This is a genomic window from Comamonas composti DSM 21721 (genome assembly GCF_000429845.1).
Taxonomy (GTDB): Bacteria; Pseudomonadota; Gammaproteobacteria; order Burkholderiales; family Burkholderiaceae_C; genus Comamonas; species Comamonas composti.
On sequence record NZ_AUCQ01000007.1, the window covers coordinates 188,026 to 200,812 of the forward strand.

The following is a 12,787-nucleotide window of genomic DNA, read 5'->3' on the forward strand; positions in this document are numbered from 1 at the left end:
TCCCGGCCGAGCGCTGGAGCGACCGGCGCCTGACGACGGTGGACCGCAATTACACGCTGCTCATGCTGCTGGGGTTGTTTCCGCTGTTCAGCTTCTTGGTGCTCATGCCCTTTGCCAGCCTGCTGGGCGGCGGCCCGGCATCGGGCGAGCCCTCCGGGCTGATCCGCTGGCTGCCCTGGTTTGCAGACCATCCGCTGGCCGCGTTTGTGGTGTATTACCTGGTCTACGACCTCTGCTATTACTGGATGCATCGCGCCCAGCACGTGATTCCCTGGTGGTGGGCCATGCACAGCATGCACCACAGCCAGCGCCAGATGAGCTGCTGGACCAACGACCGCAGCCACTACCTGGACGGCATGCTGCAGTCCTTCATCCTCGCGGGCGTGGGCCTGATCATGGGCGTAGAGCCTTCGGAATTTGCGCTGCTGGTGCTGCTCAGCGAGCTGGTGCAGAACTTCTCGCATGCCAACATCCGGCTCGACTTCGGCCGCCTGGGCTGGCTGGGGCGCGTGGGCCAGCGCCTGCTGGTCGGCCCCCTGTTTCACCGCCACCATCACATGCTGCGCGACCCCGAGCGCCCCGCGCGCCACAACTGCAATTTCGGCCAGGTCCTGCCCTGGTGGGACATGCTGTTCGGCACCGCGCTCTACACCGACGAGCCCGTGCGCCCTACGGGCGTGAGCGACCCCGAGGTCGATGCCGACAACGAGCGCGGTCTGATTGCCATGCAGTGGTTCACGCTCAGGCGCTTCTGGGGCGCGGTGAGCTGCAAGGCCGGCTGGCGGCTGGGTGACGTATCCTTTGGCCCCGGCTACAGACCCATCCACGACGAGCTGCCCCGCCTGCACACCCCAGACCAGGAAGTGCCCCAGCCGGACTCGACAGCCAGGCAGTCACGCAGTTGATGGCAAGAGGCGCAGTGCAGGCCGCCGCAAGCCTGCCCGCATGCAACGGCTCTTCAGTTTCAGGCGCGCTCATACATATAGCGCCGTGACCAGGGGATCTGGCTGGCACTGCGCCCGGCCTTGCGGCACAGCACCTGGAAGATGGAGATCTCGTCGCTCTCAAACGCATGCGCGCAGCCTGCGAGGTAAATGCGCCAGATGCGGTATTTCTCCTCCTCCACCAGATTCCTTATCTGCTGGTCGTGGGCCTCGAAGTTCTCCACCCACAAGGCCAGCGTGCGCGCATAGTGACGCCGCAGACTCTCCACATCCAGCGCCTCCAGCCCGCCTTGCTGCATGGCCTGCAAGGCCAGGCTGATGTGCGGCAGCTCACCCTGGGGAAACACATAGCGGTCTATGAAGCGCCCGCCGCCCAGGGCAGTCTCCCCGCCGCTGGCATCGGTGGAGGTGATGCCATGGTTGAGCACCAGGCCTTCGTCGCTCAGCAACTCGTTGATGCGGGAGAAATAGCGGGGCAGTTGCTTGCGGCCCACATGCTCGAACATGCCGACGCTGGTGATGCGGTCAAAGCGCCCCTGCACCTCGCGATAGTCCTGGAGGCGGATCTCCACACGATCCTCAAGACCTGCGGCCCTGACTCGCTCGGTCGCCAGATCGAACTGGTTCTGCGACAGCGTGACTCCCAGGCAGTGGGCACCGAACTTCTGGGCGGCACGCAGCACCAGCGCCCCCCATCCACAGCCGATGTCCAACAGGCGCTGACCGGGCTGCAGCCGGACCTTGGTGAGTATGTGGTCTATCTTCTTGATCTGGGCACTGGCCAGATCCTCATCGCCGTTTTCGAAATAGGCGCAGGAGTACACCATGGCCGGGTCCAGCCACTGCTGATAAAACGCGTTGGAGACGTCGTAGTGGTACTGGATGGCCTTCTTGTCCGACGCCTGGCTGTGCCTGAAATGGCGCACCAGGCGCTCCATGGGGCTCTGGCCCGCCGCCTTGCGCGCCAGCGCATAGCCCATGTCCACGATGTCCGTGAGCCGCCCCTCGATATCGAGCAGGCCCTTGACATAGGCCTCGCCCAAGCGATCCAGACTCGGGGAGAGCAAAAAGGGCAGGGCCGAAGCTGCGCGCGCCTTCAACGTGACCCTGGGTGAGGCAAAGTGGCCCAGGTCCAGTTGCTGCCCGTTCCACAGCACGAGCCGCAGCGGGAGATCGAGCTTGGCTCTCACCTCGCCAGCCCATTGCTTGAGCCTTTGTTCCCCTAACATGACAAGTCCTCCTTGAATTCCGGGCATGCCCGTAAAGCCTTGCTGGTTCTGTCTGCTGCACTTGCCGATGACGGCTCAGCCTTCTCCAATTCCCAATCGTTTCATGACAGCCCCATGTCCGGACCACGGCCCTGGGACTCGAGCAGACTCGCCACTCTGAGCTGGTTGTTCTCATGGGCTTGCTGCATGTCACCGAGCTCCTGGCGCAGGCCCGGGTCTTCGACCATGACCAGCAGCTCGCACAGCTTGCGGATCACCCAGTTCTGCCCATGGTTCAACAAGGCCAGGCGCTTGTGCAGGTCGGGAACGGCCATGGCCTGTTCATAGAAAGCACCGGTGCGCATGCCAGGCTGGCCTTTCAGCCTGCGTATGGCCTGCATGAGCATGGCGCACCAGCGTACGGCGTCGCGATGCATGGCATCCAGCACCTTGCGCAGCACCGGGTCGGAAGACTCGGCCAGGCTGCGCAAGGCCACGCGCGCACCCGCGCGCTCGGCCGCCAGCAGTTCATCGAGCCGCACGATCAGCGAAGCATTCCTGTCACGCTCCACATCGGCGGCATAGCAGACCGGGGAAGACAGCTCCATCTCGTCCTCATGAATCAAACGCCAATGGGCGACGGCCTCGCCCAGAATGCGCTGCAGGCAGCGCCCCGCGGGCTCCAGCTGGTTGATACGGCCTACGCCCTGCCCCGCATACAAGGCCATGGCCTCGAAATCGCCCGTCGTGGAGCGCAGCGGCGAATCCGTGCCGAACAAATACACGGGGCGACCAGACTCCTCACCAATCACCTGCAGTCTGGATGCTCGCGAATCGCCGCGCTCGCCCCGGGTCACGCTACTGGCCAGAACACGCACCCGCGCATGCGACGGCCAGTTCAGATGGAAGTCTTCGCTGAGCACGGCGTCCTCCGCACGGGCCTGTACCAGGCGCTGCTTGTAATAGTCATGCGCATAGGATTCTTGCGTGGCCACGAACACCGTTCCCAGCACGGCGGCCTGCGCCCCCTGATCCAGCACCCTGGCCACATCGCGGCCATCGACCAACCCGCCTGCCGCTGCCACGGGGACATGAGCCACGGCCAGCACTTCGGGCAGCAACTGGCGCAAAGGCTTTTGTCCACGCACATGGCCGCCGGCCTCCACTCCCTGGGCAATCAGCAGTTGGGCCCCGGCCTCCTGGGCCAGCAAGGCCTCGACTGCCGAGCCCACCTGGTGCACCACCACAATGCCCGCAGCCCTGAGCCTGGCAACAACCTCCTGATCCACGTCCCAGAACAGGCCGACCACGGGCACGGCCAGCTCCACGCACAAGGCCAGTTGCTCGCGCAGCAGCCGGGCCGGGGTCGCAGCCGGCACCAGGCTGACGCCGAACAAGGCTCTGGTCCTGCTGCGTACCAGCTCGAGCTCGGCGCGTATCAGCGCCGGAGATTCACGCGCCATGCCCAAAAAGCCGAACCCCCCGGCCTCGCTCACGGCCACCACGAGATCCGATCGCGAAATACCTCCCATGCCGGCCAGCATCAAGGGATGGCGGCAGCCTAGCAAGTCGCATAACGGGGTATGCAAGGCGGAATCTGTAGCTAGTGCCCGGCTCGGCATATCTGGACTCCTTGGGAATCACACAATGATGCGCATCCCCCAGGATTAATGCAAACAGAACCCATTTATTCCCGGATTTTCATTGGCAGTGCAGCACGTCCAATACAAGACCGCTGAAGCATTCAAAGCATCCAGCCCTGCTGTACCCGGCCCCCATCAAGGCATGCAAGCGGTTGGGCGGCACCCTTCACGCGCGACATGCGCTGGCGCGCAAGACCGCAGGCAAGCATCAAGGCTGTCAAGAATGGATTTCCTCGGCAGGCCAACTCAAGAATGCTGCCGGCAGATACCGAGGAGTCACTGAGCGCCAGCGGGCGCATGCATGCGTTCTCCTGAGTTTCACACGGCCATGAATGCCCCGCAATTGGGCAGGTAATCACTGCGCACGGGATGGGGCAGGGATTCGTCCATGCATTGGTTCAGGAAAGGGTGAAGTATGGATTCGGCATCAAACCGGTGCATGGGTTCAATCCATTTTGAATTCTGGCTCTTGAATAAATGTTTTCTATTAAAAGATTGGAATTGATCGCATTAATTCAAGGAAACAAAAAATTTCCATGTTACCGAGACAAGCTCTTTCGAGAGGTATCTCTAGAAGAGACTTCTTCCGGAGCACCTGAAGTTTTATAACATTTTTTTTCGAAGGTTAATTATTTTTTTTATAGATTTATCCGAACACATAAGACATATCCGTATCCATTTTTTCCATGAGTCTGGATCGGCATATAAAGCAGCGCCATTCATGAAGCGGATTTCATGAATGGCATTTATCTCAATCCCTTTGTGGGAGGTGCCTGATCATGAAACCATCCATCATTTCCATTCTGACCTTTGCAAGTCTGGCCAGCATCTCGCAACTGACGCTGGCGGCTGGCGGCATGATCTCGTTCGCGGGCTCGGTCACAGGTCAAACCTGCACCATCAATGGCAATGGCAGCGGCTCCAAGGATTTCACCGTCTCCCTGCCCACCGTGCTCACGACCCAGCTTGCAGCTGCGGGCAATACGGCTGGCCAGATGCCGTTCAGCATCGACCTGACGGATTGCATGCCAAGCGCCGGCAAGGTCCATGCGTTCTTCGAGCCCGGGCCAACGGTCTCATTGGCCAGTGGCCGTCTGATGGTCAGCGGTGGCGCTGGCAATGTGGAGATAGGCCTGCTCAACAGCGACCGATCCGTGATCAGAATCGGCGCCCAGGAAGCTGCGCAGAATGCCAAGCCCGTGGCCATCGACGCCAAGGGGCGCGCCAACCTGCCGTTCTATGCGCAATATGTGGCCACGGGCCGCGCGACCTCGGGCACGGCCAATTCCAGTGTTCTCTATACCCTCGTCTATCAATGAGCTGACCGCCACGCTCAGCACCAGGGGCTCAAATGCCCCTTTTTCTCGCCCATGGCTGGCTGCCATTCATGCAAAAGCTCGAATGGGGCATTGACCATCAAAAAGGCAGTGCACACCAATTTGCATCACTGCCAGTCTTTCTACGCGTCAATTGGGGAATAATGATTTTTATCGGGATATTTCAACAATGGAAATCCCAGATATTCATTTTTCATTCATTCCCCATTAATTACCCACTCATATCCACGCCAAAAATGGAAATTGCTTTTTGATGCATGTCAAAGAAGCGTTCTTTGCAATGAAAATTCCCTCTTCGCCAGGGTTCAGATGAAATAATCTTGACTCCAGGCTGAAGGCCCGGATCCGCACTGCCCGTGGACAACATGAATCTCTCCAAAGCTCGGCCATGCACTTCCTCGGATCGACTTGATTGTCGTGTTCACAATATTTTCAGCCGCTGTTTTGCAGGATATATCCTACGCACGCATCATCCTCTGGACTCTTTCCTCTATGGCGGCCATGAAGATATTCAATCGCAAGCAGCTTGTTCAAAAAATCCAATACACCAATAATAAAAGCAATTACAAAAAGTTATTGATTGAAAAATTAGAAGCCTCTACCAGCCTCCCCTCACCGCTGTCTAACCAGGAGACCCCATGACACACAAGCTCACCACCGCTGCCGGCGCACCGGTCGCCAACAACCAGGATTCACTGACGGCCGGCCCTCGCGGTCCCATGCTGCTGCAGGATCTGTGGCATCTGGAAAAGCTCGCGCACTTTCACCGTGAAGTCATCCCCGAGCGCCGCATGCACGCCAAGGGCTCGGGCGCCTACGGGCAGTTCACCGTCACGGGCGACATCACCCGCTATACGCGCGCCAAGCTGTTTTCCGAGATCGGCAAGAAGACCGAGGTTTTTGCGCGCTTCTCCACCGTGGCCGGCGAGCGCGGCGCGGCCGATGCCGAGCGCGACATCCGCGGCTTTGCGGTCAAGCTCTATACCGAGGAAGGCAACTGGGACCTGGTGGGCAACAACACGCCGGTGTTCTTCTTTCGCGATCCGCTCAAGTTCCCCGACCTCAACAAGGCCGTCAAGCGCGACCCCTATACCAATCTGCGCTCGCCCGAGAACAACTGGGATTTCTGGACCGGCCTGCCCGAGGCCCTGCACCAGGTGACCATCGTCATGAGCGACCGTGGCATCCCCACGGGCTACCGCCACATGCACGGCTTTGGCTCGCACACCTACAGCCTGATCAACCACCAGGGCGAGCGCCACTATGTGAAGTTCCACTGGGTCTGCCAGCAGGGCATCAAGAACTTCAGCGACTCGGAAGCCGCAGCCGTGGTCGCCCATGACCGCGAAAGCAGCCAGCGCGATCTGCTCGAGGCAATCGAGCGCGGCGACTTTCCCAAGTGGAAGCTGTGCGTGCAGATCATGACCGAGGAGCAGGCCAAGACCTATCGCTTCCACCCGTTCGATCTGACCAAGGTCTGGAGCAAGAAGGACTTCCCGCTGATCGAGGTCGGCGTCATGGAGCTCAACCGCAACCCCGACAACTACTATGCCGAGGTCGAGCAGGTCTCGTTCGCGCCCTCCAACTTCGTGCCCGGCATCGGCCCCTCGCCCGACCGCATGCTGCAGTCGCGCCTGTTCTCCTACACCGACGCTGCCCGCTACCGCCTGGGCGTGAACCACCACCAGATCCCGGTGAACGCGCCGCGCTGCCCCGTGCATCACTACCACCGCGATGGCGCAATGCGCGTGGACGGCAACTTCGGCCGCACGATTGCCTATGAGCCCAATACCAAGGGCGAGTGGCAGGAGCAGCCCGAGTTCGCCGAGCCCGTGGAAAAGCTCTACGGCGATGCCAACCGCTGGAATTACCGCGAGGACGATGCCGACTACTTCACCCAGCCTGGCGATCTGTTCCGCCTGATGACGCCCGAGAAGCAGCAACTGCTGTTCGAGAACACGGCGCGCAACATCGCTGGCGTCTCCGAGCACATCGTGCAAAAGCACATCGAGCACTGCACCAAGGCCGACCCGGCCTACGGCAAGGGCGTGGCCGATGCCATCGCACGCCAGAAAGCCGGCAAGCTCTGATAGAGAGCAATTAGATAGAGAGCAATTAGATAGAGAGCAATTAAAGTGAGCTGCCAGCGCTTGCTGCTATTGGATTTCAGGCATGAAGACACCTGAAATCCATGTGTACCAAGCGCTGGCAGCTTCTTTTTTGATATTTCCTGCGCTCTTGCCATCCTGCCCCTGCAACCGCAGGCCCAGGACATGAAGGTCTTGCTTTCGCCCAAGCCCGTGCAGAGACATTAAACTGCTGCCCTTGCGTGATTTGCGCGATGGCTGGCCGTGCCGGCCATCATGGCTTTACGACGTTTTGAGCAACCGCTTTCACAGGCGGTTTTTTGTTTTGACCCATGCCTTCGAGGCTGCTCAAGACCCCCAGACCAACAACGGATTTCCATGGCAGCTGACAACTCCAGCACCGCAGCCCCGGCTCCCTCGCTGCGGCGCGACCTCAAGGCCCGGCACTTGTCCATGATCGCCATCGGCGGCTCGATAGGCACCGGGCTGTTCGTGGCCTCGGGCGCCACCATCTCCCAGGCCGGCCCCGGAGGGGCGCTGCTCGCCTATATGGTGATCGGCCTCATGGTCTATTTTCTGATGACCAGCCTCGGCGAGATGGCCGCCAACCTGCCCGTCTCGGGCTCGTTCGCCACCTATGGCGCGCGCTATGTGGACGAGGGCTTTGGCTTCGCCCTGGGCTGGAACTACTGGTACAACTGGGCCGTGACGATCGCCGTGGACCTGGTGGCCGCCCAGCTGGTCATGCAGTACTGGTTTCCCGACATCAACGGCATGTACTGGAGTGCGGGCTTTCTGGCCATCATGTTCGGCCTCAACGCGATCTCGGTCAAAGGCTTTGGCGAGGCCGAGTACTGGTTCGCAGCCATCAAGGTGGTCACGGTGCTGCTCTTCATCGGCATCGGCGTGCTCATGATCTTCGGCATCGTGCGCGGCGGCGCGCCCGAAGGCATCTGGGGCAATATCGCGCTCTGGTCGCATGGCGATGCGCCGTTTGCAGGTGGCTTTGCGGCCCTGATCGGCGTGGCCATGATCGTGGGCTTTTCCTTCCAGGGCACGGAGCTCATAGGCATTGCAGCGGGCGAGTCGGAAAACCCCGCGAAGAACATTCCGCGCGCCGTGCGCCAGGTGTTCTGGCGCATCCTGCTGTTCTATGTGTTCGCCATCCTGGTCATCAGCCTCCTGATTCCCTATACCGACCCGCAGTTGCTCAAGAACGATGTGGGCGACATCAGCGTCAGCCCCTTCACCCTGGTGTTCGAACGCGCAGGCCTGCTGTCGGCTGCGGCCGTGATGAATGCCGTGGTGCTGACCTCGGTGCTGTCGGCGGGCAACTCGGGCATGTATGCCTCCACGCGCATGCTCTACACCCTGGCCTGCCAGCGCATGGCGCCGCGCATCTTCGCCCGGGTCAACGCCAATGGCGTGCCGCTGATGGCCCTGCTGGCCACGACGCTGGTCGCCGCGCTGTGCTTTCTGACGAACATCTTCAGCCCGCAACTGGTCTACATCTGGCTGCTCAATCTCTCGGGCATGACGGGCTTCATCGCCTGGCTGGGCATTGCCATCAGCCACTACCGCTTTCGCAAGGGCTATGAAACCCAGGGGCTGGACCTGAGCCAGCTGCCCTATCGCGCCGCCTGGTTTCCGTTCGGCCCCATCTTCGCCTTCGCGCTGTGCATGATCATCACGCTGGGCCAGAACTACGAGGCCTTCATGGCCGACAGAATCGACTGGACCGGCGTCATCGCCACCTATATCGGCCTGCCGCTGTTCCTGCTGATCTGGGCCGGCTACCGCCTGGTCAAGGGCTCGCGCATCGTCAGGTACCAGGAGATGCAGCTGGCCGGAGGCCAGTAGGCTCCAGGGCCTAGGCTGCCAGGGCCCGGGCCAGTCGGGCGACGGCGCTGACGATCTCATGCTCGCTCATGGCTGCATAGCCGAGCAGCCAGCCCTCGCGCTTGCGCGGCCCCTGGTAGAGACGACTCAGGCCAGAAAGATGCAGGCCTGCCGCAGCCGCCTGCCGGATGGTTTTTTGCTCGCTGAAACCGGGCCGCAGGTAGCAAGGCAGCTGCATGCCGCCCTGGGGCAAGGCGGCTTGCACCACAGGCTGCAGATGCCGGCCCACAGCCTCGAACATGGCCTGGCGTCGCGCCGCATACAGCTTGCGCATGGCGCGTATGTGGGCGTTGTAGTGCCCTTCCTCCATGAAGCGCGCCGCCGTCAGCTGCAGCGCCTGGGGCGTATGCCCGTCCATGATGCTGCGCGCATGGGCAAAGGCCTGGATCAGCGGCGGTGGCAAGACCATGTAGCCCATGCGCAGGCCCGGATAAAGCGTCTTGCCGAACGTGCCCACGTAGAGCGTGCGCTGCTGCGCATCCAGCCCCTGGACGCAGGCCGTGGGCAGGCCGTCGTAGTGGAACTCGCTGTCGTAGTCGTCCTCCACGATCCAGGCACCGCTCTCGGCGGCCCAGCGCACGAGCTCCAGCCGGCGCTCCAGCGACAGGGTCACGCCCGTGGGATATTGGTGCGAGGGCGTCACATAGACGCAGCGCACACCACGCCCCAGTGCGCGCAGCGCATCCATGCGCAGACCCTGCTCGTCCACGGGAATGGGAACCAGGCGGGCCTGGGCCGCTTCGAAGGCTTTTCTGGCGCCAAAGTAGCCGGGGTCCTCGATCGCCACGCCCTGCCCCGCATCGGCCAGCAGCAGGCCGCACAGGAACAGCGCCTGGCGCGTACTGCTGAGCACCAGGATCTGCGCGGCATCGACACGCGCGCCGCGCTCCAGGTTCAGATAGGCAGCAATCGCCTCGCGCAGCGGCTGCGCACCCAGGGGGTCCCCATGCAGCAGCACCTGGCTGCGGTGATCTCTGAGCACCTGGCGCTGCAGGCGCTGCCAGACATCGGCCGGAAAGCTGCGGGTCTCGGGCAGGCCCGTGGCAAAGGCCCGCGCCACCTGCTGGTCGGCAATGCCGCCGCTGTCGAAAATTGCCTGCCCGCGCTGGCTCAGTCCGGCGCCTGCCGCTCCCGCCATGGCAGGGCCGGCAGGCGCCGAACGGCCACGCGCCATGCCTTTGAGCGGCGCGCCCAGGCTGTCACGCACATAGCTGCCCGAGCCCTGCCGGCGCACGATGAAACCGTCGCGGTGCAACTGCTCGTAGGCACTCTCCACCGTATCTCTTGCCAGCCCCAGGGAAGACGCCAGCACGCGCGTGCCGGGCAGCTTCTGCCCCGGCGCCAGCGCGCCTTCGAGCACCAGCGAGCGCAGGGCGCGCTGTATGCGCAGATGCAAATCCAGATGCGCGAGGGCCGCATCGCCCAGGCGCATCTTCAGGGTTTCGAGTTCGAAGGTCTTGCTCATGCTCGGCAGTCGTGCAGCAAAGTGGTCTGCCATATATTCTAAAAGTGACATGTAGCCCCAGTCCACTTTCAATCTATAAACACACACTCCCCCGCTCCTGACTGCGGTGAAGAGACTGCTGTTTTGTCCTCGACCATGTCCAAGCCCCTGACCACCGCGCGCTCCGCGCCACGTTTCTCCGATCTTCTGCACCCCTGCATGGCGGGGCTGATTTCGGTCATCGTCAACTACGGCGGCACCTTTGTGCTGGTGCTGCAGGCCGCGAGACTTGCAGGCCTGAGCCCCGAGCTCACGGCCTCCTGGGTCTGGTCGGTATCCATAGGCGTGGGCGTGACCGGCCTGCTGCTCAGCTGGCGCTACCGCGAACCCATCATCACCGCCTGGTCGACACCGGCGGCGGCCTTTCTGGTCGTCGCCCTGGGCTCGGTGCCCTACGCCCAGGCCGTGGGCGCCTACATGCTGTGCGCCGCAGCCTTTGTGCTGCTCGGCTGGTCGGGCTGGTTCGACAGGCTCATACGCCTGGTCCCCGCAGGCGTGGCTGCCGCCTTGCTGGCCGGCATTTTGCTGCAGTTCGGCATAGCCGCTTTCGGCAGCCTGAGCCTGGATCCGCTGCTCGCGGCCCTGCTGGTCGGCGCCTATGTGGTGCTCAAGCGCCTGATCCCGCGCTATGCGGTGGTCGGCATTTTGCTGCTGGGGCTTGGCTTTTTACTGGTTCAAGGCCGGCTCGATCTCTCGGGCGTGCAGCTCAGCCTGGCCGCCCCCGTCTTCACCCGGCCCGAGTTCTCGCTGAACGCCGTGCTGAGCCTGGCCTTGCCGCTGTTTCTGATCACGCTCACCGGCCAGTACATGCCGGGCATGCTGGTGCTGCGCAATGACGGCTTCAAAACCAGCGCCAACCCCATCGTGAGCGTCACGGGCCTGGGCTCGCTCATCATGGCGCCCTTCGGCTCCCATGCGTTCAATATCGCGGCCATCACGGCGGCAATCTGCACGGGGCCGGAGGCACATGCAGACCCGGACAAACGCTGGATCGCCGGCCTGGCCGCAGGGGTCTGCTACATCCTGGTCGGCATCTTTGGCGTGACCCTGGCCGCGCTCTTCATGGCCTTGCCCGCGAGCTTCGTCGCCACACTTGCCGGTCTGGCGCTGCTGGGCACGATAGGCTCCAGCCTGGCCAGCGCCATGGCCCGGCCCGAATCGCGCGAGGCTGCGCTGATCACCTTTCTCGCGGCCTCGGCCAACATCCAGCTCCTGGGCATAGGCGGCGCCTTCTGGGGACTGACCATAGGGCTTGCGGCCTCGGCCGTGCTCAACGGCCGCATCCCCAGCCTGGCCCGGCTCCACCAGCGCCTCAGGCCCACCCAATCCCTGCACACAGGAGAAAAACCATGACCAGCCCGCTCCCCATGGCGCCCGACACCACGACCCGCCACGACCAGCACGGCCTCTATTCCAAAGCCACCAGCGTCGAGGACTTTGAGCGCAATCTCGCTGCCGTGCACAAGCGCATAGAGCAGGCCTGCGTGCGCAGCGGGCGCGATCCAGCCGAAGTGCGCCTTCTGCCCGTGAGCAAGACCATGGACGAGGCCAGCATTCGCCTGGCCTATGCCGCGGGCTGCCGCGAACTTGGCGAGAACAAGGTGCAGGAAGCCCATGGCAAATCACAGGCCATGGCCGACCTGACCGATCTGCGCTGGTCCGTCATAGGCCATCTGCAGACCAACAAGGCCAAACTCGTGGCCGGCTTTGCACATGAGTTCCAGGCCCTGGACAGCCTGCGCCTGGCCGAGACCCTGGACCGCAGGCTCCAGGCCCTGGGCCGCTCGCTCGACGTCTTCGTCCAGGTCAACACCTCGGATGAAGACAGCAAATACGGGCTGCCGCCCGAGCAGGTGCCGGCCTTTCTCAAGGCCTTGCCCGCCTATGGCGCCCTGCGCGTGCGCGGGCTGATGACGCTGGCCATGCTCAGCGTCGATGCCCCGCGCGTGCGCCAGTGCTTCATCCAGCTGCGCGATCTGCGCGAGCGCTGTCGCGAATCGGCGCCTGCAGGCATGACACTTGAGCACTTGTCCATGGGCATGTCCGGGGACTTCGAAATCGCCGTGGAAGAAGGCGCCACCGTGGTCCGCGTGGGCCAGGCCATCTTTGGCGCCCGCGCCCTGCCCGACAGCTATTACTGGCCGGGCTGAGGCAGAAACTGCAGG

Annotated in this window: 12 protein-coding genes; 8 read left to right on the forward strand and 4 right to left on the reverse strand. The window is 62.7% G+C overall.

The annotated features are described in order from the left end of the window. The first annotated feature begins 38 nt into the window (after window positions 1-38). Window positions 39-905: a sterol desaturase family protein gene (locus G486_RS21735; protein WP_245587264.1), complete on the forward strand. Its 867-nt coding sequence runs from the start codon at window positions 39-41 to the stop codon at window positions 903-905. 59 nt (window positions 906-964) lie between these two features. On the opposite strand, the gene G486_RS0107435 is transcribed toward G486_RS21735, so the two are convergent. The 3 genes from G486_RS0107435 to G486_RS24695 form a co-directional block, all read right to left on the reverse strand. After that, window positions 965-2,173: an SAM-dependent methyltransferase gene (locus G486_RS0107435; protein ID WP_027014976.1), complete on the reverse strand. Its 1,209-nt coding sequence runs from the start codon at window positions 2,171-2,173 to the stop codon at window positions 965-967. A gap of 101 nt (window positions 2,174-2,274) precedes the next feature. Further along, complete coding sequence (locus G486_RS21740; protein WP_051303269.1) at window positions 2,275-3,774, reverse strand: nitronate monooxygenase; 1,500 nt, start codon at window positions 3,772-3,774, stop codon at window positions 2,275-2,277. 339 nt (window positions 3,775-4,113) lie between these two features. Beyond that, entirely contained in the window at window positions 4,114-4,236 is a 123-nt protein-coding gene (locus G486_RS24695) for a hypothetical protein (RefSeq protein WP_281171903.1), read from the reverse strand. A 338-nt stretch (window positions 4,237-4,574) separates the two neighbouring features. Here G486_RS24695 and G486_RS0107450 point away from each other — a divergent pair, with 338 nt between their 5' ends. The 5 genes from G486_RS0107450 (at window position 4,575) to G486_RS0107465 (ending at window position 9,079) form a co-directional block, all read left to right on the forward strand. Beyond that, window positions 4,575-5,114 (forward strand): fimbrial protein, encoded by a 540-nt coding sequence (locus G486_RS0107450; protein ID WP_027014977.1) that lies wholly within the window; start codon window positions 4,575-4,577, stop codon window positions 5,112-5,114. A 68-nt stretch (window positions 5,115-5,182) separates the two neighbouring features. Continuing rightward, window positions 5,183-5,386, forward strand: coding sequence for a hypothetical protein (locus tag G486_RS24270; RefSeq protein ID WP_169728583.1), 204 nt, complete (start codon window positions 5,183-5,185; stop codon window positions 5,384-5,386). 163 nt (window positions 5,387-5,549) lie between these two features. Further along, window positions 5,550-5,774 (forward strand): hypothetical protein, encoded by a 225-nt coding sequence (locus G486_RS0107455; RefSeq protein WP_156919940.1) that lies wholly within the window; start codon window positions 5,550-5,552, stop codon window positions 5,772-5,774. Then, window positions 5,771-7,222 carry a catalase gene (locus tag G486_RS0107460; RefSeq protein WP_027014979.1) on the forward strand — a complete coding sequence of 484 codons (1,452 nt, stop codon included), beginning with the start codon at window positions 5,771-5,773 and terminating at the stop codon, window positions 7,220-7,222. Before G486_RS0107455 ends, G486_RS0107460 begins: the two co-directional genes overlap by 4 nt. A gap of 375 nt (window positions 7,223-7,597) precedes the next feature. After that, a complete protein-coding gene (locus G486_RS0107465; protein ID WP_027014980.1) occupies window positions 7,598-9,079 on the forward strand; it encodes an amino acid permease in 1,482 nt (493 codons plus the stop codon). 10 nt (window positions 9,080-9,089) lie between these two features. Here G486_RS0107465 and pdxR read toward each other — a convergent pair whose 3' ends face one another. Then, window positions 9,090-10,583 (reverse strand): MocR-like pyridoxine biosynthesis transcription factor PdxR, encoded by a 1,494-nt coding sequence (gene pdxR, locus G486_RS0107470; protein WP_027014981.1) that lies wholly within the window; start codon window positions 10,581-10,583, stop codon window positions 9,090-9,092. A 198-nt stretch (window positions 10,584-10,781) separates the two neighbouring features. Here pdxR and G486_RS21745 point away from each other — a divergent pair, with 198 nt between their 5' ends. Together G486_RS21745 and G486_RS0107480 are read left to right on the forward strand one after the other, a co-directional pair. Then, complete coding sequence (locus G486_RS21745) at window positions 10,782-11,975, forward strand: benzoate/H(+) symporter BenE family transporter (RefSeq protein WP_211233761.1); 1,194 nt, start codon at window positions 10,782-10,784, stop codon at window positions 11,973-11,975. Next, window positions 11,972-12,772 carry a YggS family pyridoxal phosphate-dependent enzyme gene (locus G486_RS0107480; protein ID WP_034386867.1) on the forward strand — a complete coding sequence of 267 codons (801 nt, stop codon included), beginning with the start codon at window positions 11,972-11,974 and terminating at the stop codon, window positions 12,770-12,772. Before G486_RS21745 ends, G486_RS0107480 begins: the two co-directional genes overlap by 4 nt. Window positions 12,773-12,787 lie beyond the last annotated feature (15 nt).

Excerpts from the sequence above, each read along its gene's own strand:
- G486_RS0107435 (WP_027014976.1), bottom strand. The coding sequence starts at position 2,173 with ATGTTAGGGGAACAAAGGCTCAAGCAATGGGCTGGCGAGGTGAGAGCC.
- G486_RS21740 (WP_051303269.1), bottom strand. The coding sequence starts at position 3,774 with ATGCCGAGCCGGGCACTAGCTACAGATTCCGCCTTGCATACCCCGTTA.
- G486_RS24695 (WP_281171903.1), bottom strand. The coding sequence starts at position 4,236 with ATGCACCGGTTTGATGCCGAATCCATACTTCACCCTTTCCTGAACCAA.
- G486_RS0107450 (WP_027014977.1), top strand. The coding sequence starts at position 4,575 with ATGAAACCATCCATCATTTCCATTCTGACCTTTGCAAGTCTGGCCAGC.
- G486_RS24270 (WP_169728583.1), top strand. The coding sequence starts at position 5,183 with ATGCAAAAGCTCGAATGGGGCATTGACCATCAAAAAGGCAGTGCACAC.
- G486_RS0107460 (WP_027014979.1), top strand. The coding sequence starts at position 5,771 with ATGACACACAAGCTCACCACCGCTGCCGGCGCACCGGTCGCCAACAAC.
- G486_RS0107465 (WP_027014980.1), top strand. The coding sequence starts at position 7,598 with ATGGCAGCTGACAACTCCAGCACCGCAGCCCCGGCTCCCTCGCTGCGG.
- pdxR (WP_027014981.1), bottom strand. The coding sequence starts at position 10,583 with ATGAGCAAGACCTTCGAACTCGAAACCCTGAAGATGCGCCTGGGCGAT.
- G486_RS21745 (WP_211233761.1), top strand. The coding sequence starts at position 10,782 with ATGGCGGGGCTGATTTCGGTCATCGTCAACTACGGCGGCACCTTTGTG.
- G486_RS0107480 (WP_034386867.1), top strand. The coding sequence starts at position 11,972 with ATGACCAGCCCGCTCCCCATGGCGCCCGACACCACGACCCGCCACGAC.